Raw genomic sequence first — 22,732 nt, 5'->3', positions numbered from 1 at the left:
CACCGGGTATCCGGCCCGGTCGAGGTCGGTCGGCACGCCGATCGGGGACGACGTCAGCCCTCGATGACACCCCGCCGGTTCGTCTCGATTGCCGCGAGTCCGTCGCGGCGACCGTCCCATACGGCAGCTTGAAAGGATGTTCGTATGACACCCCCCAGAGACGATGCCTCGGCCAAGTCCGGCCGGCGCGCCGAACTGCTCGACATCGCCGCCGACCTGTTCGCGTCGCGCGGAGTCCGCGCGACCACTGTGCGCGACATCGCCGACGCCGCGGGAATCCTCTCGGGCAGCCTCTACCACCACTTCGACTCCAAGGAGTCGATGGTCGACGAGATCCTGCGCGGATTCCTCGACGACCTGTTCGACCGCTATCGCAAGATCGTCGCGGCGGGACTCGACGCACGCGCCACCCTCGAAGCGCTCGTCACCACGTCGTACGAGTCGTTCGACCGCGCCCACGCGGCGGTCGCGATATACCAGGACGAGGCGAAGCACCTGGCCGGAAACGACAAGTTCGCGTACATCACCGCACTGAACACCGAGTTCCGTGAGCTGTGGGTGGGCGTGCTCGAACGGGGCGTCGCCGAAGGTGCCTTCCGGCCCGATGTCGACGTCGACGTCGTCTTCCGATTCCTCCGCGACACGGTGTGGGTCGCGGTCCGCTGGTACCGGCCGGGCGGTGGTCTCACCGCTGAACAGGTTGCCCAGCAGTACCTTTCCATCGTGCTCGACGGACTGTCGAACCCGAACCCGCATAAGGAGAAGCCATGACCGAGGTCTACATCGTCGACGCGGTACGCACACCGATCGGTAAGAAGAACGGTGGCCTGGCCGACGTCCACCCGATCGACCTGGGTGCGCACATCATCAAGGCACTCGTCGAGCGCACCGGCATCGACCCGTCCGACGTCGACGACGTCGTGTTCGGATGCGTCGACGCGGTCGGCGGGCAGGCCGGCAACATCGCGCGCATGTCGTGGCTCGCCGCGGGACTCCCGCAGCATGTGCCGGGCGTGACCGTCGACCGTCAGTGCGGTTCGAGTCAGCAGGCCATCCAGTTCGGCGCGCAGGCGATCCTCGCGGGCACCGCCGACCTGATCATCGCCGGTGGCGTGCAGAACATGAGCCGGATCCCGATCTCGTCGGCGATGGTCGTCGGCGAGCAGTTCGGGTTCACCACTCCGACGGCCGAGTCGACGGGGTGGACCGAGCGGTACGGAACCCAGGAGGTGTCGCAGTTCAAGGGCGCCGAGATGATCGCCGACAAGTGGGACATCAGCCGCGAGGACCTCGAGAAGTGGGCGCTGCAGAGCCACCAGCGTGCGAAGGCGGCGATCGCCGAAGGCCGCTTCGACAACGAGGTCGTTCCGCTCGGTGACGCGACCGTCGACGAGGGCCCCCGCGACACCAGCCTCGAGAAGATGGCCGGCCTGAACGTGCTCGTCGAGGGCGGCAAGATGACCGCCGCGGTCGCCAGCCAGATCTCCGACGGTTCCAGTGCCCTGCTGCTCGCGTCCGGTGACGCCGTCGAGAAGTACGGACTGAAGCCCCGCGCCCGCATCCACCACGTCAGCGCGCGCGGCGACGATCCGATCTTCATGCTGTCCGCACCGATCCCCGCGACCCGGCACGCGCTCGCCAAGACCGGTCTGAGCATCGACGACATCGACGTCGTGGAGATCAACGAGGCGTTCGCGCCGGTCGTGCTCGCGTGGATCAAGGAGATCGGCGCCGACCCGGAGAAGGTCAACGTCAACGGCGGCGCCATCGCGCTCGGTCATCCCCTCGGCGCGACCGGCACCAAGCTGATGGCGACGCTGCTCAACGAGCTCGAGCGTCGTGAGGGTCGTTACGGCCTGCTCACCATCTGCGAGGGCGGTGGCACGGCCAACGTCACCATCATCGAACGGGTCTGATCCCGGTTCTTCCGGCGCGCCCGTCGTCCTCGCAGTGAGGACGACGGGCGCGTTCTCGTTCGTACGGGCGTTCGCCGCTGTGAGCGAACGGTACAGCCGATCGATCGGATCGATCGAGCGGTACGTTCGCTCACGGGTGGGGGGTGGGGTGTGGTGCCGGCTGTTCGCTGTGACTCCCCTCACCTCGGGGCTCGAAAAACCGCACCATTCCGGACATCCACCCCATCCGAAGCCTGCGCCTGGTTGCAGCTTTCAAGATCGGATTGCTAGAACGTACACGGCAGTGACGCCGCACAGGGGGGGAGCGGGCTGCGTACGGGGGGAATTCGACGTCCGACGCATCCGCCTTCTCATGAGCCACTGAAATATCAAGGTCTACAGGGGGATAGGGGTTAGATGTCGAACATCATGAAGTACGGGAGGGAGGCGCACGAGTATGCGCTCGAACTCCTCGCGCGCGACGGGGTGATCGTCGCGCCGAGTGTGACGAACTACGGGGTGTTCTGCTCCGCGCACAGCGCAACCGGAATCGCGCGAATTTTCGAGATGAAAGAACGGACCAAGTTCGGTCCGCTGACCCTCGGTATCGGAAGTCCTTATGAAGCAAGGGAATACGCACACATCCCGGACGGATTCTCCGATGACCTGATCGCGTCCCTGCTGTTGGGTATGACAACCGCCGTGTTCTTCAAGGCCGGCAGGGCGCACGACTTCCCCGAGCAGATGACGATGGGTGCACCCACGGTCGGATTGTTCTGTCACGGTGAGAGTCCCATGTATGAGATCGGACGTGACTTCGGGCCGATCGCCCTCACGTCGTCCAACATCTCCGGAACCGGTGGTGCGCAGGTCTCCCGGGAGCAGGCGATCGAAGACCTCGGTCGGCACGTCGATCTCGTCATCGACGGCGGCCCGATCGGATGGGATGATGCCGCAGGAGAGTTCCAGAGCAACACCGTGGTCGACTTCTCTTTCGATCCACCCCATCTCGTTCGAACCGGGCGGTTTCCCACTCGGCACTTGAAGGAACTGTTTCCCACATTGGTCACTGATCCCGGCGCCTACCATGCGTCGCTCACCGAGCGTATGGGTGCGGTGCGACTGTGACGCGACGACTCGCGGGCAGACGAGGAGTCGATCATGTCTAGGGTGCTGCTCGTCGGTCTGGGCGCCGACATCGGATCGAACCTCTTGTATCTTTCCGCCACAGGTGATTTTGGGTGCGGAATCACCGAGGTGCTCACCAATCCGATCGCCGTCGAGGAGACCGGATCACGCAACCGAACGGCCCTCGACGAACTCGCCGCGCGTCTCGTGCTCGCGCAACCCGACCTGATCGGACGAATCACCACCGATCCGACGACGGGTACGCTCGCCCTCGACGGTCGCCGATTCCGTATCCACTTCCGTGAATTCGAGTCTGATCTCGATGATCTCGGAAAGTTCGACGTCGCCGTCCTCGCAACGAGTAGGTCTCACATCCGGTCCGCTCGGCACCTGTCGAGGCTGGAGAAGATTGCAGACACCGTTCTCGGCGTGGCCGAGAATCCGGAGATCGACGCCATCTATCCCGCGCTGGCCACTGTGCCCGCCGACCATCTCGCGAATGCCACGACACATCGAACGGGTACGCTGCGTGGCAGCTATGCGCTGGGTAGTTGCCAGTGTGCCGGATGGACCACGGGCCTGCGCGTGCTTGCGGACTACTGTGCCAGCAAAGGATTCCGTCTCGGTGACGTGCTGGTCCACTCCGAGGTGGACATCGTCCACCCCGACACAGCATCCTCGAACTTCGGTACGAAGCGGATTGGTGCGCGTACCGAGGATCCGCGAGACAACCTGAGGCCTGGGAAGTCTCAGGTTTCGGAATCGATGCAGCGGATGCGGCCGGCGACCTCCTTCAACTCGGTCTCGCTCCGCGTGCTGACACAGCCCCCCGGATTCCAGATCCAACGGTTCTTCCTTCGGATCGAACCGACCCGTGCGGGTCTGCTCGATGCGGCGACGGACCTCGCCCGCCGGGAACCTCGGCAGGTCATGGTGTCCAGGAGCCCGATCGGGTCCCGGGCGTACGCCGCGATGCGTTGCTCGACGGCGCTGCTGACCTGTGAAGAGCACCTGAGGATTCAGCGAATCGGTGAGATCACCGAGGTTGTCATGCAAGCCTTCGTCCACAACACGCTGGGCTACTGTGCGGCGATTCTCGACACTGTTGATCGCATTCTCGGGTCTTCCTCCGTGACCGTCGTCGGGTCCCTGCACGAATCGAAAGGCCGGTAGAGGCGGACATGGACACAACAACGAACGCTCCGAGCGCGGGCGGCGCGGGTCGACTCATCATCGTTCCCGAACAGCCTGCCGTGGGAGATCTGGTGCATTCCGTAGGGGAATCCAGGAATCGTGACGACTGCGTATTGTACTCGTCGCGTCTCGATTTCGCCCTGGTGAACGAGGTTCTCAACGCGCAGTCGATCAGTGCCGTCGTCGTATCCGCACGTGAGTTCGCAGATCATGCGCGAAAGATGTTGCAAGAAGCTGGAATAGCACTTGTCGTGCACGACGAGACGCCGGTCGACGGCACGGATGTGCGGTGCGTGGTCGACGCATCGGGATTCACGATCCTGCGGCCGGGGGTTCCGATCAGCGCGATCTGTTCGGTGATGAACGACCGGAACCTCCGCGAGTACCGGCGGTTCGGCATCACCGACCTCGGCTACTACCGGTTCAAGTTCTGCCTGTTCCAGTTGTTCTGCCTGGAGCCGGAAGCGTACTTCGACGCAGATCGCATCGAGGAGTTCCTCCTGGTGCAGTTGCGTGAACTCGGCTCACAGCACTGGACGTCCATCCGCTGTGTGCTTTCGGACCCGACGAGCGCAGAATTGGCCGAGATGGGTGTCGACGTTCCGCGGGAGGCAAATCCGGACCTCGGTGTCCGAGGTCCGCGCCTCATGGAACGGTGGGTGCCGGAGCTTGGCGCGATCAGGCGCTTCATGGAAGAGAGCCCGATCAGGATCCAGATCTGTGCACCGTTCGTCTCGAATGCGGACGAGTACAAGGCATTTCTGGCGGCGATAGAGGCTTCCGGGATCGACCTGGACAGAATTCGGGTCGGGTTCACCCTGGAGGTTCCGGCGATGGCGGACACGCTTCCTGACCTGCTCGCCGAATTGCGCGTCGACTTCGTCGGTATCGGTACGTCCGATCTGTTCGCGCTGTACAACGGTGTGGATCGCAGCAATCCTGGGCTGACGGTCGTGCCGAGCAGTCTCGCAAACACCACACTGCTGCGCCGCATCGTGTCGGCAGCTGCGGCCCACGATGTCCAGATGTTCGTATGCGGGGATGTCCGTCGCAACGAAGAACTGATGACCGCACTGATCCGGGAAGGCGTCGGCGAGCTGATCACCTCGGCCCGGATCGACGAACTCGTCGACGTGACACGACTGTCCCACGCATCAGCCGTCGGATCATCGGTGGCCATCACCCGAACCTCAGGAGAGTGACAAGCATGGAAAGCACTGGAATCGATGTCCGCCTCGGCCATTCGGCAAAGCCGTTCGCGATGGCAGGGGACCATCTCAGCGGATTCCTCGGTGCCGGCGGCGCCGATCTGTCTCCGCGGATTTCGTGGACGGCGCCGAGCGGCGTCGACGTCGGCTCGTACGCGGTGACGGTGTACGACCCGGATGCTCCGACCGGATCGGGGTTCTGGCACTGGGTGATCTACAACATCCCGTCGTCGTGCACCGCCCTCGAAGAAGGTGCCGGTGCCGAACGGTCGTCTCTGAAACCCGCCGGATCCGAGGAGGTCCCGAACGATGCGGGCTTCCGCGGGTACGTCGGTGCAGCGCCACCGGCCGGACATGGGCCGCATCGGTACTATTTCCGCGTCCACGCTTTGAGCGCGCCGATCCTGGACCTGCCCGACAATGCGAGTGCAGCGCTGGTCGGTTTCAACATCTGGCGCCACGAACTCGGTCGGGGCGAGGCCATGGTCACCTACGAGTCGCCGGCATGACGGCGACGCCGGACGCCTCGGATGTCGAGGCGCGGACGTCGCCGTCGGTCGCCGGTTACTGCACGTTCCTCGGAGTCGCGGCGACACTCGCGACCGGCCAACTCTTCGGCTTCATCCCGTTGATTCCGCATATCGCAGAGGATCTCGGTGACCGCTCGAAACTGGGCCTTCCTCTGTTCGCGGCCGGATACGCGCTGGGAATGCTCCTGATCGGCTCACTGGCGGGACGGTTCGGGGCCCGCCGGGTACTGATCGTCTGCTTGGCGGCGGGCGGTGTCGCCAGTGCTGCCACCGCACTGGCGCCGGACGTCGGCACCCTGCTGGTTCTGCGGTCGGTCGAAGGCATCGTTCTGGGTGGCTTCCCGCCCGCCGCGTTCGTCGCGTCGGCGCAGAAGGTGCCGCCGGCGCGTATTCTCCACGCGAATTCGGCGATGGTGTTCGGTCTCCTCGGATCCGCTGGGGTCGCCGGTCTCGTATCGACCGGACTGTTGACCGTCACCGGGTGGCGCGGCGCAATGTCGGTGTACGCGGTGCTGCTTCTCGCGGGCTCCGCCGTGGCGGCGGTACAGGGCGGGATCGCACCGGGACGTCGGTCGGACGTCCACCCGTATCGGCTCCTGGTGTCCGAGATCGTCAACGGCCCGGTTGCGTTGTCCGCGGCGGTCGGTGCCGTGGTGATGGCGACGTTCGTCACCGTGAACAGTGCGGTGCAACAGGGCGAGGAGGCGGTGGTGGGGCTCGTGCTCGTGCTCGTGCTCGTTCTGCTGTTGATCGCGGCGGCGTCCCGCATCGTTCGATGTCCGGCCGAGATCCGTCGACTGGTCGGGTTCGGAACGACGCTCGCGGGAGCGGCGCTGCTGTGGTTCGTCGATGGGGGAGAACTCGTCGCCCTGCTGCTGGTCACGGTGGGGGCGACGGTGACGGTGCCGGCATCGATCCAGCTCGTCGTGGCGGCGGCCCGACGGTCGGTTCCCGCTGCGGTCGCGATCTTCACTGCCTCACTGTTCGTCGGCGGCGCGCTCGCCGGGTTGTCGGCGACGGGACTGGTTCGCGTCGCCGCGCACGACGCGCTCGCCGTCATCGTCGTATCGGGCGCGGTATCGGGTGCGGCACTGGTGGTATCGATTCGCGGCCGGGCCGCGGGAAGCGAGGACGGGCGATGATCGAGGATCCGGCAGCGGGATGCTTCGTGGACGGACGACTACGGCACGGTACCGGGTCCGGTTTCGACGTGCGCACACCGTGGAGCGGCGACGTGCTGACCACCGTGACCGGTGCGGGGCCCGAGGACATCGCTGATGCCGTCGAGTCGGCAACGGCCGGGTTCCGCACGTGGAGCGCCGCATCCCTCGCAACGCGACACGCATTCCTCACCGCGTTCGCGGAGATCCTCGATGAGCAAGCAGAGGAACTCGCTGAACTCCAGGTTCGGGAGAACGGCAAACTCCTCGGGGAGATGGTGGGACAGGCGCGGCAGTTCGGTGATCACATGAGGTATTACGCCTCCCTGCTCCACATGCCGAGCGGGTACGTCGTGACACCGCCGATCGGGGGGATGCGGGTCCACACCGAGCGCCGGCCCCTCGGGGTGGTCGCGGCCATCACGCCGTGGAACTCGCCGTTGAACCTGCTCGTGTGGAAGGTAGGTCCGGCGTTGGCCGCGGGAAACTCCGTGGTGGTCAAGCCGAGCGAGATCACTCCGCTCTCCACTCTGCGGTTCGCGGAGTCGGCGTATCGAGCCGGACTGCCCGCCGGTGTTCTCAACGTCGTGACCGGTGGAGCAAACGTGGGGGAACGTTTGATCGGGCACCGCGCCGTTGCGAAGGTGGCGTTCACCGGGTCGTCCGACGCGGGCGAGCGGATCGCTCGCGCTGCGGCGACCGGATTGCGCCGGGTGTCACTCGAACTCGGCGGGAAGAGCGCCAACATCGTGTTCGCGGACGCAGACCGGGAGCAGGCTCTGCGGGGCATCGTGGCCGGCATCTTCGGGGCATCCGGGCAGACGTGCATGGCCGGCTCCCGGATTCTCGTCGAGGCGGACTGCTACGCCGAGGTCGTCGAGCGACTCGCCGATACCGCCGATCGGGTCCGGATCGGGAACCCACTGGACCCCGCATCCCAGATGGGGCCGGTCGCGTGCACCTCGCAGCTCGAGAAGATCGAGGCGATGGTGGCGGAGGCCGTCGACGCCGGCGCCACCGTGGTGGCGGGAGGACGCCGTGAGACCGTCCCGGCGCTACCCGGCGGATTGTTCTATCGACCGACGGTCCTCACGGGAGTGACTCCGAACATGACGATCTTCCAGAAGGAGGTGTTCGGCCCGGTCGCGGTGGTACTGCCGTTCGAGACCGAGGACGACGCCGTGGAATTGGCAGACGGCACACGGTACGGGCTCGCGGCCGGAGTGTGGACGAGTGATCGTGCCCGCTCGGATCGGATGGCGGAGCGGTTGTCCGCCGGAACGGTGTGGATCAACAACTACCGCAAGGTCGCGTACAACGTGCCCTTCGGTGGTGTCGGTCTGAGCGGGATCGGTAGGGAGAACGGTCACCGGTGTCTCGACGACTACACGGAGACGAAAGCCGTCTGGACGGATCGGGGCCTGGGAATACGGGACCCGTTCGATCCGCGTGCCACGGCCGATGAGAGGAGCATCCCCGGATGATCAGCACGCGAGTGAGCACCATCCGTCCGTCCGCCACGCTCGCGGTGGACGCCCGAGCGAAGGAACTCCGCGGGCAGGACGTCGACGTGGTGAGTTTCGCAGCCGGGGAACCGGATTTCGCGACGCCGCCCCACATCGTGGACGCGGCGGCGGCCGCGACCCGTGACGCCGGCATGCACAAGTACAGTCCCGCAGCCGGTCTCCCCGAGTTGCGTCAGGCCGTGGCCGAGGAGAGCAACACCACCGTGGACGGTGTCGCACGTATCGGCGCGGAGAACGTGGCGGTCACGAACGGCGCGAAACAGGCGATCTTCTCCGTGTTCGCCACGATCCTCGAACCGGGGGACGAGGTGCTGCTTCCCGTACCGTTCTGGACGACGTACCCGGAGCTCGTGGGGTTCTTCGGCGGCACGGCGATACCGGTACCGTCACGGTCGGTGCCGGGTGATCTGCCGTCGGTCGACGACCTCGAGGCGTGCGTCGGTCCGCGCACGAAGGCCCTCGTGTGGTGCTCGCCGGCGAATCCGTCCGGCGCTGTCGCGGACGAACAGCGCACCCGCGCGGTGTTCGACTGGGCCGAGCAGCGCGGCCTGTGGATCGTCTCCGACGAGATCTACCGAAAGTTGCACTACGCACCGGGCCCGCTCGCGACCATGCGGGCGTTGGGCTGCCCCGGCTACGAGCGGCTCGTCGTCATCGACGGGGTGTCCAAGGCGTATGCGATGACCGGATGGCGGGTCGGTTGGGTGATCGGTGACGCCGAGTTCGTCCGCTGCGTGGTACGACTGCAGAGCCACATGGCGTCCAATGTCGGCAACGTCGCACAGGCCGCTGCGCTCGCGGCCCTGACCGGTCCACAGGGGGTGGTCGACGACATGGTGGCGGCCTTCGCGCGGCGGAGGGCACTGGTGATCGATCGGCTCGACACGATCGGGGGCCTGTCGCTGCTCCGCCCGACCGGCGGGTTCTACGCCTTCCCGGACGTGACCGAGGCGGCCCGGCTGCGGGGCATCGACAATACCCGGGACCTGGCTCTACGCCTCCTCGACGACGTGAACGTTGCGGTGGTGCCGGGGGAGGCGTTCGGGATGCCGGGGCACATCCGCCTGAGCTACGCGCTGTCCGACGAACGGATCGAGGCCGGACTCGATCGGATCGCCGCATACCTCGGGTAGGTGGCGTACCCACCCGTCGGACACCCCGGTCGATCCGTGACCGGTCGGGTGGTGCTCAGCGGCGCACGAACGGGACAGAGACGAAACTCGGTGCGGACGGGTCGAGTTCGAGGTGCTGAGGAGCGAGCCCGCTGTCGTGGAGCATCGGTCCCAGCGGCAGTGCGCGTGGAATGCTCGACGCGTACACGTCGATGCGGAGGCGGTGGCCCGGTTGCAGTACGGCGTCGGTGGGCAGCAGGCTCACGTCCAGCTGCGTCGGTTGCCCGGGGACGACAGGCTGTCGTGCGTCGAGATTCAGGTGGTGGTGGGCGCGGGCGTAGTCGCCCGACGAGGTGAAGGTGCTCTGCGCGTCGTCGACGGCGCGCAGCGACGCCACGAGCTGCCCGGACGACAGGACAGTGGACCGGCCGTCGGGAGCGACGTCGTTGATCGACACGGCCCAGAATCCGTCGGGTCGGTCGAGGACGGTGTTCAGGTGCACGTTGATCGGACCGGACAACGCGGTCGCGGTGTCCACCGGATCCGAGGTGAAGCTCAATGCCTCCGCCTCGTTGAAGCGCGCATCCTTCGTGCACCCCGCTCCCAGGAGGACGGTGATTCCCGCGGTGCCCTGCGCGGATTCGCGTGAGCACACACCCCGCAGGCCCGGGGCGACGGTCAGTCGCTGCGGGTCCGCGGGCGCCACGGGCGTCAGGGAACCGTCGTGGACGGAGTGCCCGGCGGTTCCGCTCGGAACCGGCGACAGGTAGAGACGTTCGTGCTCCGCGCCGGCGCGTGGGAAGCTGCCGGTGGTGGTCCAGCCGCCGCCCTGCTGCAGCAGGGTCACCGGCCCGTACTCCTCGATGCCGTTGTCGATGTCCTTGAGCCACCGGTCGAACCAGGCGCGTTGCAGCGTCACCATGTTCGGCGGGTGGCCGGGTTCGCCGAATCCGGTGCCGAGCACCGCATGGTAGCCGTCGCCCATCAGGAGTTGTTTGCGTCCGGGCTCGACCGGTATGCCGTTGTAGATGTCGGGTTCGCTGTTGGCGAAGATGTCGTGCCAGTTCCCGAAGACGAAGGTGGGCACGTCGATCGCGTCGAGGTCGGCGCGTCGCTCCCGGTAGAACGGGCCGTCCTGCGCCACCTCGAGCGCTTCCGGCGACACCCCCGCCACGGTCGGCGACGTGACGGCCTCGACCAGTTCGGGGATCTTCGTCACCGGATCGGCGAGGCGATCGTGCAGCCACCGCGCGTCGAATCGGCCCTGCAGCAGGGCTTCGACGTCGGGAATCCATTTGAGGCCGTTGACGGCCGCGAGCCAGGCGGGCATGAAACCGATGCCGAGCGCGCCGCCGGTACCGACGATGTCGCGGATCAGATCGTTGCCGGGTTCGACCGCGAACACCGCCTGCAGTGCCCCGGGGCGTTTCCCGGCGCCCTGGATCTGGTTGATCGCCGAGTACGACACCCCGGTGGTACCGACCCGCCCGTTCGACCACGGCTGTGAGGCTGCCCAGTCGATCACCTCGACGGTGTCCTGTTGCTCGCGGGGGCCGAGTACCTGCCACTGCCCCTGGGAGAATCCGGTACCGCGCACGTCGACGATGACCTGTGTGTACCCGTTCTGCACGAGTTCACGGTTGAGGCCGAACGTGCGGCCGAGTTGCGCGGCGGGGGACGCGAGCTCGGTGATCCCGTCGAACGGTGCACCCAGGTTCACGATGGATCCGAGGTCCTCCACCAGAGGTTTCAGGGTGGGATCCTCCATCGCGAGCGAGGCGAGGGTCGACAACAGTTTGGTGTACGGGGTGAGGTTGACGACCACCGGGGTCGGCTCGGTGATCGCGGTGCCGTCGACATCTGCCGGTCGGAACACGTTGGCGCGGAGCATGGTTCCGTCGCTCATCGTGATGGGGACGTCCCACTCGACCGCGGTGTTCGGGTAGAGGTCGGGCGCGTCGACCGTGGATTGCCACGCGACGGCGGCGTCGCCTCCCGACGGATCTGCGACCGCCGGTGGTGCGAGGGCGATCGCGGTGCCGGCCGCCACCACGATCGACACGGCGATACTGACGATGCGCTTTCCCACCCGGTGTCCCCCCACGTCTGCCGTGACAACCGTCACGCACGTTAACGGGTACACGTCGGTGGGTCAACGGTCCGTCGACCGGGCGCCTTGCCGGCAGCGCGGCAGTGCGCGATTCCGCGGTCGGGTGCGGGAGGCCGATTCGATCCGGTCGGCAGTGGTTTCGGGTTCCGGAGCGCGGATGCAGCGAGCCCCGCCCGGCCGACCGGGCGGGGCTCGCGGGCAGCGGCGCTCAGACCCGAACAGCGCTCAGTGCGTCGATACGCTCGATCGCCTCGGCGACGATCCGGTCGATCAGTTCCTGGCAGCTCGGCAGATCCTCGATCATGCCCACCACCTGACCGGACGCGAGCACGCCGGCGTCGGTGTTGCCCTCGACCAGACCGGCCTTGAGCAGCATGGGCGTGTTGGCGGCCATGATGATCTGTTGCCAGGTGCGGTCGGACGACTTCTTCATCGCCAGGCCGTCCTTGACGAGCGTCGACCACTTCATGCCGGTCATCGCCCTGAACTTCGTCGCGTTCTTCGCTGCTGCGACGAGACCCCTTGCATAACTGGATTTCTCGAGAGAATTCACCAGGTCGGTGTTGAGCACACGATGCGGCATGCCATCGACCTTGACCGAGACCGTCGTGTCCTGCAGACCACGCGCCAGGTACTGCTGCTTCACCGAGTCCGGCACCGCCGAATCGCTGGTGAGCAGGAATCGGGTGCCCATCGCGATGCCGGCCGCACCGTACGACAGCGCCGCCGCCAGGCCGCGACCGTCGAAGAAACCACCGCCGGCGATCACCGGGATGTCGACGGCATCGAGAACGGACGGCAGCAGCAGCGTCGTCGCGACACCACCGGTGTGGCCGCCGCCCTCGCCGCCCTGCACGACCACCGCGTCGGCACCCCACGAGGCGACCTTCACGGCGTGCTTCGCGGCACCGATCGACGGCACGACGACGATGCCGTTGTCCTTGAGCTCGGCGATCAGGTCCTTCTTCGGCGCCAGCGCGAAGGACGCGACCTTGACACCCTCACGGATGAGGAGGGCGCAGCGCTGCGCGGCGTCGGAGGCGTCGGCGCGCATGTTGACGCCGAACGGCTTGTCCGTCAGCTGCTTCGTCTTCTTGATCGCCGCCTCGAGCTCGTCGTACGTCATCGTCGCCGAGGCGAGGATGCCCAGGCCGCCCGCGTTGCAGGTGGCCGCGGTCAGGCGCGGGCCGGACACCCAGCCCATGCCGGTCTGCACGATCGGGTGCTCGATGCCGATCAGCTCGGTCAGCGGCGTCCGCAGACGCTGTGCAGACGCCCCGTCGCTTCGCTCGCTTGTGCCGGTCATGCCGGGATCTCGCGATTGCGCAGGTTCTTCGGATCGAGGACCTCGCGGATGATACGCAATTCCTCGGCCGTGGGTTCGCGGGTGACGGCGACCCCGTCGAGTCCGGCGACCTCGAACGAGGTGTTCTCGACGACCTTGTCGGCCGTGACGCCCGGGTGCAGCGACAGCGCCCGGAACGTGTGGTCGGGTCCCCCGAAGTCGAAGACCCCGAGGTTGGTGACGACGCGGTACACGTTCAGGAAGCGGTAGGCCGGGTTCTCCGGATCGACCTTGTCCCAGCCCACACCGGCGACGACGTCGACGTTGTCGCAGAACACCCGCTTGCTGTGCTTACCCACCCAGTAGCTGGTGGCGTGGTTGATGGTATTGCCGGGGGCGCCGCGCACACCGAACATCTGGCGGGTCGGCTGCTGCAGCGGGCCGAACGCCGACAGGTTCTGGTTGCCGTGACGATCGATCTGGTTGGCGCCCATCACCACGTGGCGGCGACCGGAAGCGACGACGTCGAACACCTTGCGGAACGGCATCCAGCCCTCGACGGCACCCTTCGCGCCGACGGCGGGGGTGTCGGCGAGGATCAGGGCCTCTCCGTCGGTGATGAGCAGATCGGGTTCGGTGGTCAGGCGTGCGAGGCGCGCCCCGATCTGCGACATCGTCGACATCGGGCTCGCCATGATCTCGCCGGCTCCGGCGAAGATGTCGGCGCACGCGATCGCGCAGTACTCGGCGCGGGTGATGGTTTCGGTGGAGGTCATGCCTACTGCTCCCCAGTCTTCTCGACATCGGCGTGGAACTTCTTCACGGCTGCCTGGTAGTCGTCCTCGGACCCGGACAGGAACCGGTCGACGAACGCCTGCCACGACTCGGGTGTCTTGGCGGCCTCGGCGTAGTACCGCTGGAACTTCTCGTCGCGGCCGTAGGACTCGCCGGCGAGGGTGAAGTGGGCGCCGTTCGGGGCCTCGACGACCCCGTCGACCATCATGCGGTTGAGGATCAGCTGCTGCAGCGGAACCTCCTTGACGAGCTGCTCGGTCTCGACGACCTTCTCGACGGACACGTAGCGCTTCTCGGCGGCCATCAGGTAGAGGTCGTCGAAGTACGGGTCGACACCCTGGTAACCGGCGTTCCCGTGGGGGTCACCGATGTTCAGGTGCACGAACGCCGCATCCAGATTCAGGGCGGGCATCGCGACGAGCGTCTCGAACTTCCCCGACCCGTCGGCGTACGGGGATGCGACGGTCTTCAGTTCGTCGCCCCAGAAATTCGGGACGTCCGAGCCGAGACCGGCCCGGATCGGCAGGAACGGCAGTCGCGCCGCTGCGGCCTCGAGACCGCACTTGATCATGCCCTCGTCCATCTCGCGGGCGACGATCGCGCCTTCGGTCCGGGCCTTGGAGAACCACGGATCGTAGAACGGTGCCGAATCGAGCGACACGAACCCGTAGTAGGCCTTCGCGACCTTGCCCGCCGAGCACAGCAGGCCGAGGTCGGGCCCGCCGTAGGAGACGACGGTGAGGTCCTTGATGTCGGAGCGCAGGATCGCGCGCACGAACGCCATCGGCTTGCGTCGCGATCCCCAACCACCGAGGCCGATGGTCATGCCGCTGCGCAGCTCGCCGACGACCTCGTCGAGCGACATTCTCTTGTCACGCATGGATGTTCGATCTCCTGTTCACACTGCTCGGTGCTGTGGGGTTCAGTGGTTGCTGCGGGGCTTGCCCGTGGCAACGAACTCGTCGCGGTGCTCGTCGGCGACGCCGGCGAGGTTCAGTTCGAAGGTGAAGCCCTGCTCGATGCGGTAGGACGTCTTCACATCGACCGGGTCGATGCGGTTGATCGCTTCCTTCGCGCGGCGGATCACCCGGGTGTCCTTCGCGGCGATGAGGCCGGCGACCTCGAGGGCGGTGGCATCGAGGTCGGCGCGGGGCACGACCTTGTAGACGGATCCGAAGTGCTCGAGTTGCTGGGCGGTGACGTTCTGCGCGGTGTAGTAGAGCGTGCGCATCATGTGCTGCGGTACGAGTCGGGCCAGGTGCGTCGCGGCGCCGAGAGCGCCGCGGTCGACCTCCGGAAGGCCGAAGACCGCGTCGTCGGAGGCGACGATGACGTCGGCGTTACCGACGAGGCCGATGCCCCCACCGACGCAGAACCCGTTCACGGCGACGACGACGGGAACCTCGCAGTCGTAGACGGCGGCGAAGGCGGCGGCGCAGCCGTGGTTGGCGGCGATGAGGGCTCCGTGCCCCTCGGTGGCCTGCATCTCCTTGATGTCGACACCGGCGTTGAAGCCGCGGCCCTCGGCGCGGAGGACGACGACGCGGGTGTCGAGATCCTTGCCGGCGGCGAGGACGGCGTCGGCGAGTTCGAACCATCCGGCGGACGGAATGGCGTTCACGGGCGGGAAATCGACGGTGATCGTGGTGATTCCTGCGCCGTCGGATGTGGACGTGATGCCCATGGCATGTTCCTATCGTCGGTGCCTACCAAGCAATTGCTTGGTAGGCTAGCATACGTCGGGTGCACGGCACAGGACGGTCTCGACGGTCGGCGGATCGCGGCGACCCCGAAATGCAGTACAGGCCGGCGACGTGTCGTGTCACCGGCCTGTACCGAGGGTGGGTCGTGCGCCCCGGCTCGATCAGGGCACGTCGGGTGGTCTTCGGCGCACGATCTTTCCGGTCGCGTTGCGGCGGAGAAGGTTGCGTGTCAGATGCCATTGCGTCGGAACCTTGAAGTACGCGAGCCGCTCGGCCACGTACGCCAGGAGTTCCTCGGATCCGGTATCGGCGCCCGGGACGAGGACGACGACCGCGCACACCTCTTCACCCCATTCCGGATGTGGAACCCCGGTGACCATGCATTCGCGGACGTCCGGATGCCCGGCGAGCACCCGTTCGACCTCCGACGGAAAGATGTGTTCGCCGTTCTGCTCCACCATGTCGGCGCGGCGGCCGAGCAACCGCAGCCGTCCGTCCTCGACGACGCCGATGTCACCGGTGCGCAACCACCGGTCCGCGGTGATCGTCTCGGCGGTCGCCGCGTCGTCACGCCAGTAACCGAGCATCACGAACGGGCTGCGCACACACACCTCGCCGACACACCCGTCGGGCAGCCATCCGCCGTCCCGGTCGCGGATCTCGAGGCTCACCGTGATGACCGGCTGCCCCACCGTGCCCGGATGCGTCTCCAGTTCCATGGGCGTCGCCACCGAGATCGACGCGCTGCACTCGGTGATCGTGTAGCTGTCGACCACCGTCTGGCGACCGAACGGCAGCTCCTTCCGGATCCGTTGCTTCAGTTCGGGAGTCGATGGTTCCGACGACAACGTGAACCGGATCAACGACGTCAGGTCGTAGCGCTCGACGTCGTCGATCTCGAGCATCCGCGCCGCCATCGACGGCACCGCGTTCCAGTGGGTGACCTGTTCGGCCTCGATCGCCTCGAGCACCGACTCGACTCCGAACCATCCCTGGTTCATCACCACGGCGCTGCCCGTCGCCAGTCGCGGCACGATCGTGTTGTGCAGGCTCGTGATGTGGCACAGGGCGGATGTGAGCATGTGCCGATCGTCGGACGGCACGCCGCGCACATACTTCTCGCCGGTCCACGCAGACGTGATCGCGTCCAGGTAGCGGTGGTAGCCGACGACCGCGAGCAGGTTCCGCTGCGAGTGCAGCGCACCCTTCGGGTCGCCGCTGGTGCCGGACGTGTACAGCAGGACGGCGGGATCGTCCTCGTCGACGCGCGGCGGGGGCGGTTGCGCGCCCGAATACTCCTCGATCAGCCTCGGCAGGTCGTGTTCGAGCGACAGGACGACCGCGTCGCCGGTGTCGGTGGTGGCGAGGTCCTCGGCGCGGGGTTCGTCGGCGAACAGCACCCGCGGGCGGGAATTGTCGATCCCGAACTCGAGTTCGGGACGTACCCACCACGGATTCAGACCGACGGTGATGCCCCCGAGGGCCTGTGTCGCCCAGAAGGCCGTCACCCACTCGGGGCGGTTCGCAGCCAGGATCGCGACCCTCTCGCCGACCCGCACCCCGTACCTGTCGTACAGTGCAGCGGCGAGGGCGTACGCGTCGTGCGCCTGCCGAGCGAAGGTCACGCGCCGGCTCGGCGTGACGAGGTACTCGCGGTCACCCCACGCCAACGACTGCGACAACAGGTCGGCGACGGCACGATCGCGGTGCCGCATCACCGGCATCCGGGCGCCGAGCACGTCTTCCACGACGATCTCGAACTCGCTGCCGGGGCCTGTCAGTCGGGAGACCAACTGGTCGAAATAGGGATTGTCGTCGGGCGGAACGCTCATTGCGCACCCCGAACCACATCCCCGGCCGGATGGCCGCGCATGTGTGTGTTTCCCCTGCTCACGTCACCGTTCGCCGGTGTCGATCGTGCACCTTGCACCGGGCGCTCCCCTCTTCGGTCGACTTCGCGTTTCGACAGACTCTCACGGTCGCCGCACCCACCTTCGAACGTACCGGTGAGTGAGATCGTCGACGGGCCCCGGGGACGGGGCCCATAACCTGCAGAACATGACCACCTCGGAAGTGTCGTCGGCCGGACAGTGGCGCGGTGTGGACCTGGGTACACGCACCGTCCGTTACGACGAGCGCGACGCGATCCTGTACGCCCTCGCCGTGGGAGCGCACGCCACCGACCTGGACCTCGTGCTCGAGGACCGGCTCCGCGTGCTCCCCACCTTCGCGCTGACCCTCGCCCAGTGGGCGCCGGACGAGTTGGGGGGCCGCGGCGGGTTCGACACCGCGACGGCGCTGCACGGCTCGCAGACGCTCGAGGTGCGGTCGCCGCTTCCGCGGGCGGGGGAGTTGAGGTTGTCCGCCCACGTCGGTGAGGTGTGGGACAAGGGCCGCGCCGCGGTGTTCGAGGTCGTCGTCGAGTGCGAGCACTTCGTCGCGACGTGGTCGCTGTTCGCGCCGGGGTCGGGTGGGTTCGGCGGGGATCGTGGCCCGTCGGCGCCGGCCGCGCCGGAGGGCACCCCCGATCTGACCGCGACGCTGGTGACGAGCCCGGACCAGGCGGCGCTGTACCGCCTGACCGGGGACCGGCACCACATCCACATCGACCCCGAGGCCGCGGCCCGCATCGGGCAGCCGCGCCCGATCATGCACGGGCTGTGCACGCTCGCCGCGACCACGATCCCGCTGGCCCGCGCGGCCGGCGCACACCCCGCCGACCTGACGTCGCTGTCGGGTCGGTTCGCCGCTCCGATGTTCCCCGGCGACAGCGCGGAGATCCGCGCGTGGGGTACCCGTAGCGACCTGAGCTTCGATGTCCGCTCCGGCGACGCTTCCGTCGTTTCCGGCGCGCACGTGACGTTCGCCTGACGGGTCCCGCTCGACCCGCGTAGATCTGGAGGAATCAGTTGGACACGTTCGCCGAGGTTGTGCGCGCCCGCAAGGGCGATGACAAGGTGGGACTGCGGTTCGAGGACCGGCAGTGGACGTGGGACGAGGTCGTGCAGGAGAGCGCCGACCGCGCCGCCGCGCTCGTCGCCACGATCGACGAGCCGAGCGACCGCGGTCGCCACATCGGGGTGCTGCTCGAGAACGTTCCGGACTACGTGTTCTGGATCGGTGCCGGCGCGCTCGCGGGTGCGGTCGTCGTCGGGATCAACGCCAGCCGCAGCGGCCCGGAGATCGCAGACGACATCCGGCAGGCGGACGTCGATTTCGTCGTCACCGAGTCGCGGCTCGCGCACCTCGTGGACGGCACCGATCACGGTCTGTCGAAGGATCGGATCGTGAACATCGACGAGGCGGGATACGACGACTTCCTCGCTCCGTTCCGCGGATCTGCTCTGCCCGAGACGATTCCGCCGGCAACCGACATCGCGATGCTGCTGTTCAGTTCCGGGTCGACGGGACGCCCCAAGGCCGTCATCGTCACCCAGGGCCGCCTGGGACGTCTCTGCGACGTCCTCGTCGAGCGCACCCGGATGCGCCGGGACTCCGTCGCGTACCTGTGCATGCCGTTGTTCCACGGCAACGCGGTGATGCTGAACCTCGGTACCGCCATGCAGGTCGGCGCGACCGTCGGTCTGATCCGCAAGTTCTCGGCGAGCAGGTTCGCGGACGACATCCACCGCTACGGCGCGACGTTCGTCAACTACGTGGGTCGAGCCCTGTCGTACGTGCTGAATCGGCCCGAAGATCCCCGCGACCGCACCGGCACTCTGGAGATCGCATTCGGAACCGAGGCCTCGGAGACCGACATCGCCCGGTTCACCGAGCGGTTCGGCTGCGAGATCATCGAGGGCTACGGATCCAGCGAAGGTGTGTGCCGCATCAACCGGACCGACGACACGCCCGTCGGGTCGCTGGGCCTGGCCGTGGGGGGTGTCGACGTGCGGGTCCTCGACGAGGAGACGGGGCGTGAATGCCCGCCCGCGCGGTTCGACGAGACCGGGCGCCTGGTGAACTCCGAGGCGGTCGGGCAGATCGTCGCGGTCGGTGCCGCACCGTCCTTCGAGGGGTACTACAAGAATCCGGGCGCGACGGCGGACCGTGTCAAGGGCGACGATTTCTGGACGGGTGACCTCGCGTTCCGAGACGCCGACGGCTTCTTCTACTTCGCGGGCCGGTCGTCGGACTGGCTGCGTGTCGACAGCGAGAACTTCTCGGCAGCCCCGGTCGAGCGCATCCTCCAGCGCATCCCGGGCGTCCTGTCCGCTCCGGTGTTCGCGGTACCCGATCCGGCCACGGGGGACCAGGTGATGACGGTGATCGAACTCGACGCCGGAGCGCAGTTCGATCCCGCGGAGTTCGGGAAGACCCTCGCCGAGCAACCCGACATGGGCGACAAATGGTGGCCGCGATTCGTGCGGGTGACCGACCACATCCCCCTCACCGGCAGCAACAAGGTCGACAAGGCCCCGCTGCGTGCCGCGGCGTGGTCCACGTCGGATCCCGTCTACATCCGTGTCGGACGCACCGCCGAGTACGTCCTCCTCGACGACGCGACCCGCGCCCGCATCGAGGGTGAGTTCGCCGAACACGGTCGTGCCGCACTGCTGCCGGTACCCCTGACTGCCGTGTGAGCGGCGGCGTCACGTGTGGGTGACCCGGTTGTCGTCCGGACGGTCTCGTACAGCGGGACCACCACCTCGGCGGTGATCTCCCTCACCTACCGTGGCGGCATGCACCTCGACCAGGGCTTCTCACGCGGCCGAGGCCCCGCGGTACACGGATCGAGCCGGGTACCGCAGACACAGTCCACCAACCCCCGAAAGGACGGACGATCGTGAGCCTGGACACGTCCGACAACACCGAGATCCGTGAAATCGTCGTCGGTTCCGCCCCCACCCGGTTCGCTCGTGGCTGGCACTGCCTCGGCCTGGCGGATTCGTTCCGGGACGGCAAGCCGCACTCCGTCCACGCTTTCGGGACGAAGCTCGTCGTGTGGGCCGACAGCGAGGGCAAGCTGCAGATCCTCGACGCGTACTGCCGGCACATGGGCGGCGACCTGAGTCAGGGCACGGTCAAGGACGACAACATCGCCTGCCCGTTCCACGACTGGCGCTGGGGCGGTAACGGCCGCTGCAAGAGCATCCCCTACGCCCGCCGTGTTCCCCCGATCGCGAAGACCCGGTCGTGGCCGGTGCTCGATCAGGACGGCATGCTGTTCGTCTGGCACGACCCGGAGGGCAACAAGCCCACGGACGAGGTGACGATCCCCCGGATCGAGGGCGCGACCAGCGACGAGTGGACCGATTGGGTCTGGTACACCACCGAGGTCGACACCAACTGCCGCGAGATCATCGACAACATCGTCGACATGGCGCACTTCTTCTACGTGCACTACTCGTTCCCGACGTACTTCAAGAACATCTTCGAGGGTCACGTCGCGACGCAGGTCATGCACGGCAAGGCCCGCGACGACATGCGCCCCCACGCGTCGGGACAGCCGAAGATGCTCGGCAACACCTCCACGGCGTCGTACTTCGGTCCGTCCTTCATGATCGACGACCTGAAGTACCAGTACGAGGGCTACGACGTCGAGTCGGTGCTGCTCAACTGCCACTACCCGGTCTCGGCGGACAAGTTCGTGCTCATGTACGGAATGATCGTCAAGAAGTCGCCGCAGTTGCCCGACGAGGTCGCCGTCGAGACGGCGCAGAAGTTCGGTGACTTCATCGCCCGTGGTTTCGAGCAGGACATCGCGATCTGGAAGAACAAGACCCGGATCGAGAATCCGTTGCTGTGCGAGGAGGACGGCCCGGTCTACCAGCTGCGTCGTTGGTACGAGCAGTTCTACGTCGACGTCGCCGATGTGAAGTCGGAGATGACCGACCGCTTCGAGTTCGAGATGGACACCACCCGGCCGGTCGCCGCGTGGATGAAGGAGGTCGAAGCGAACCTCGCCGCACGCGATGCGCTCGCCGCGCAGGAGAAGTCGACGGAGAGCACGGATGCAGCCCCTTCGGTGCAGTGACTGCATGGCTCAGGTGCTCGTCCGGAAGAACAGCTGGGAGCACACCGAGGTCCAGTGGAGCGTCGAATCGCGTCGTCAGTGTCGCGAGCTGAACGGATGCGACACCGTCGACCACCGGCCGGGTGCGCCGCTTCCGAAGTGCTCGGCGCTGGATGCGACCATCCGGAAGGCAGCCGCGGAGGGGCTGATCGAGGTCGTCTACGACGCTCCGATTCCCGCGCCGATCGTCCAGTAGCACCGTCGCATCGGTGCCGGTTCGCCGGTGAACCGAAAATACTTGTTCCCGAACATCTCCGAAGGAAAACCATGACCGACGCTCTTTCGATCGATCGCGCACAGTACGGACAGTGGGCGGTGATCGCCGGTGGCTCCGAGGGGGTCGGTGCCGCGTTCGCCGATGAGCTCGCCCGCGCCGGGTTCGATCTTCTCCTCATCGCACGCAAGCCCGGCCCGCTCGAGGAGACCGCAGCGAAGGTGCGTGAGCACGGTCGCGAGGTGCGCACCCTGTCGCTGGATCTGCTCCGCGATGATGCGGTGGAGCAGATCCGCTCGGCCACCGCTGATCTGGAGGTGGGACTGTTCATCTTCAACGCCGGCGCCAACAGCTACGGTCACGAGTTCGTCACCGGTGACCTCGACGGGTTCCGCGGTGTCATCGAGTTGAACGTGCACCGTCAGGTGGAGCTCGCGCACCTGTTCGGTGCCCGCATGAAGGAGATGGGCCGCGGTGGCATCATGCTCCTCGGGTCGCTCGCCGGTTACATGGGTTCGGAGCACCAGAGCATCTACGCCGCGTCGAAGGCGTTCAGCCGGGTGTTCGCGGAGAGCCTGTGGCTCGAACTCGAGCCGTACAACGTGCATGTCGTCGAGTTGGTGCTGGGTGTCACCCGGACCCCGGCGATGGAGCGCGCCGGACTGAACTTCGACGTGCCCGGCATGCTCGTGTCCGAGCCCGAGGATGTGGCTCGCGAGGGCCTCGAACACCTCGCGGACGGACCGCTGTGGGTGGCGGGAGGAAACTACAAGGCGGCCGTCAAACGCAGCGGCTTCCCTCGCGACACGATGGTGCGCGGTGCCGCGGAGGCGATGCGGGCGCTGCTCAACCGCTG

Annotated in this window: 20 protein-coding genes; 14 read left to right on the top strand and 6 right to left on the bottom strand. The window is 67.0% G+C overall.

The annotated features are described in order from the left end of the window. The first annotated feature begins 144 nt into the window (after positions 1–144). The 9 genes from LDQ05_RS15450 (at position 145) to LDQ05_RS15410 (ending at position 9,774) form a co-directional block, all read left to right on the top strand. Positions 145–771, top strand: coding sequence for a TetR/AcrR family transcriptional regulator (locus tag LDQ05_RS15450; protein WP_226437840.1), 627 nt, complete (start codon positions 145–147; stop codon positions 769–771). Next, on the top strand, positions 768–1,916 hold the full coding sequence (locus tag LDQ05_RS15445) for an acetyl-CoA C-acetyltransferase (protein ID WP_226437839.1): 1,149 nt from the start codon (positions 768–770) through the stop codon (positions 1,914–1,916). The genes LDQ05_RS15450 and LDQ05_RS15445 overlap by 4 nt, the downstream gene beginning before the upstream one ends. A 396-nt stretch (positions 1,917–2,312) precedes the next feature. Further along, positions 2,313–3,023, top strand: coding sequence for an L-threonylcarbamoyladenylate synthase (locus LDQ05_RS15440; RefSeq protein ID WP_226437838.1), 711 nt, complete (start codon positions 2,313–2,315; stop codon positions 3,021–3,023). A gap of 207 nt (positions 3,024–3,230) precedes the next feature. Further along, a complete protein-coding gene (locus LDQ05_RS15435; RefSeq protein WP_226437837.1) occupies positions 3,231–4,196 on the top strand; it encodes a hypothetical protein in 966 nt (321 codons plus the stop codon). Between the two features lie 272 nt (positions 4,197–4,468). Further along, complete coding sequence (locus tag LDQ05_RS15430) at positions 4,469–5,419, top strand: putative PEP-binding protein (protein WP_226437836.1); 951 nt, start codon at positions 4,469–4,471, stop codon at positions 5,417–5,419. 5 nt (positions 5,420–5,424) lie between these two features. Then, positions 5,425–5,934 carry a YbhB/YbcL family Raf kinase inhibitor-like protein gene (locus tag LDQ05_RS15425; RefSeq protein ID WP_226437835.1) on the top strand — a complete coding sequence of 170 codons (510 nt, stop codon included), beginning with the start codon at positions 5,425–5,427 and terminating at the stop codon, positions 5,932–5,934. Then, positions 5,931–7,097, top strand: a complete 1,167-nt coding sequence (locus LDQ05_RS15420) for an MFS transporter (RefSeq protein ID WP_226437834.1) — start codon at positions 5,931–5,933, stop codon at positions 7,095–7,097. Before LDQ05_RS15425 ends, LDQ05_RS15420 begins: the two co-directional genes overlap by 4 nt. After that, positions 7,094–8,599 (top strand): aldehyde dehydrogenase family protein, encoded by a 1,506-nt coding sequence (locus LDQ05_RS15415; protein ID WP_226437833.1) that lies wholly within the window; start codon positions 7,094–7,096, stop codon positions 8,597–8,599. The genes LDQ05_RS15420 and LDQ05_RS15415 overlap by 4 nt, the downstream gene beginning before the upstream one ends. After that, positions 8,596–9,774 carry a pyridoxal phosphate-dependent aminotransferase gene (locus tag LDQ05_RS15410; RefSeq protein WP_226437832.1) on the top strand — a complete coding sequence of 393 codons (1,179 nt, stop codon included), beginning with the start codon at positions 8,596–8,598 and terminating at the stop codon, positions 9,772–9,774. Before LDQ05_RS15415 ends, LDQ05_RS15410 begins: the two co-directional genes overlap by 4 nt. 55 nt (positions 9,775–9,829) lie before the next feature. Here the strand turns inward: LDQ05_RS15410 and LDQ05_RS15405 are convergent, their stop codons facing one another. The 6 genes from LDQ05_RS15405 to casG form a co-directional block, all read right to left on the bottom strand. Then, positions 9,830–11,842 (bottom strand): CocE/NonD family hydrolase, encoded by a 2,013-nt coding sequence (locus LDQ05_RS15405; protein WP_226437831.1) that lies wholly within the window; start codon positions 11,840–11,842, stop codon positions 9,830–9,832. A gap of 229 nt (positions 11,843–12,071) precedes the next feature. Next, the gene (locus tag LDQ05_RS15400) at positions 12,072–13,169 is read right to left on the bottom strand and encodes an NAD(P)H-dependent flavin oxidoreductase (protein ID WP_226437830.1); all 1,098 of its coding nucleotides are present in this window, start codon (positions 13,167–13,169) and stop codon (positions 12,072–12,074) included. After that, entirely contained in the window at positions 13,166–13,924 is a 759-nt protein-coding gene (locus LDQ05_RS15395; RefSeq protein ID WP_226437829.1) for a CoA-transferase subunit beta, read from the bottom strand. The genes LDQ05_RS15400 and LDQ05_RS15395 overlap by 4 nt, the downstream gene beginning before the upstream one ends. A 2-nt stretch (positions 13,925–13,926) precedes the next feature. Continuing rightward, positions 13,927–14,823 carry a CoA transferase subunit A gene (locus LDQ05_RS15390; protein WP_226437828.1) on the bottom strand — a complete coding sequence of 299 codons (897 nt, stop codon included), beginning with the start codon at positions 14,821–14,823 and terminating at the stop codon, positions 13,927–13,929. 42 nt (positions 14,824–14,865) lie between these two features. Further along, on the bottom strand, positions 14,866–15,627 hold the full coding sequence (gene echA20, locus LDQ05_RS15385; RefSeq protein WP_226437827.1) for a (7aS)-7a-methyl-1,5-dioxo-2,3,5,6,7,7a-hexahydro-1H-indene-carboxyl-CoA hydrolase: 762 nt from the start codon (positions 15,625–15,627) through the stop codon (positions 14,866–14,868). A 180-nt stretch (positions 15,628–15,807) separates the two neighbouring features. Beyond that, entirely contained in the window at positions 15,808–17,478 is a 1,671-nt protein-coding gene (gene casG / locus LDQ05_RS15380) for a steroid-24-oyl-CoA synthetase (protein WP_226437826.1), read from the bottom strand. Positions 17,479–17,704: 226 nt separating this feature from the next. On the opposite strand from casG, the gene LDQ05_RS15375 reads away from it, so the two are divergent. From LDQ05_RS15375 to LDQ05_RS15355, 5 genes are all read left to right on the top strand, one after another. Beyond that, entirely contained in the window at positions 17,705–18,517 is an 813-nt protein-coding gene (locus LDQ05_RS15375) for a MaoC/PaaZ C-terminal domain-containing protein (RefSeq protein ID WP_226437825.1), read from the top strand. A 38-nt stretch (positions 18,518–18,555) separates the two neighbouring features. Then, positions 18,556–20,229, top strand: a complete 1,674-nt coding sequence (locus LDQ05_RS15370; protein ID WP_226437824.1) for an AMP-binding protein — start codon at positions 18,556–18,558, stop codon at positions 20,227–20,229. A 203-nt stretch (positions 20,230–20,432) separates the two neighbouring features. After that, the gene (locus tag LDQ05_RS15365) at positions 20,433–21,623 is read left to right on the top strand and encodes a 3-ketosteroid-9-alpha-monooxygenase, oxygenase component (protein ID WP_226437823.1); all 1,191 of its coding nucleotides are present in this window, start codon (positions 20,433–20,435) and stop codon (positions 21,621–21,623) included. 4 nt (positions 21,624–21,627) lie between these two features. Further along, positions 21,628–21,858, top strand: coding sequence for a hypothetical protein (locus LDQ05_RS15360; RefSeq protein WP_308013245.1), 231 nt, complete (start codon positions 21,628–21,630; stop codon positions 21,856–21,858). Between the two features lie 71 nt (positions 21,859–21,929). Then, positions 21,930–22,732 (top strand): SDR family NAD(P)-dependent oxidoreductase (locus tag LDQ05_RS15355; protein ID WP_226437821.1); only part of this gene is annotated, 803 nt, incomplete at its 3' end.

It is taken from the genome of Rhodococcus yananensis (assembly GCF_020515525.1).
In the GTDB taxonomy this organism is placed as follows: domain Bacteria; phylum Actinomycetota; class Actinomycetes; order Mycobacteriales; family Mycobacteriaceae; genus Rhodococcus; species Rhodococcus yananensis.
The sequence above is the reverse complement of the archived record's forward strand: the minus strand, read 5'-3'. Positions and strand labels throughout refer to the sequence as shown.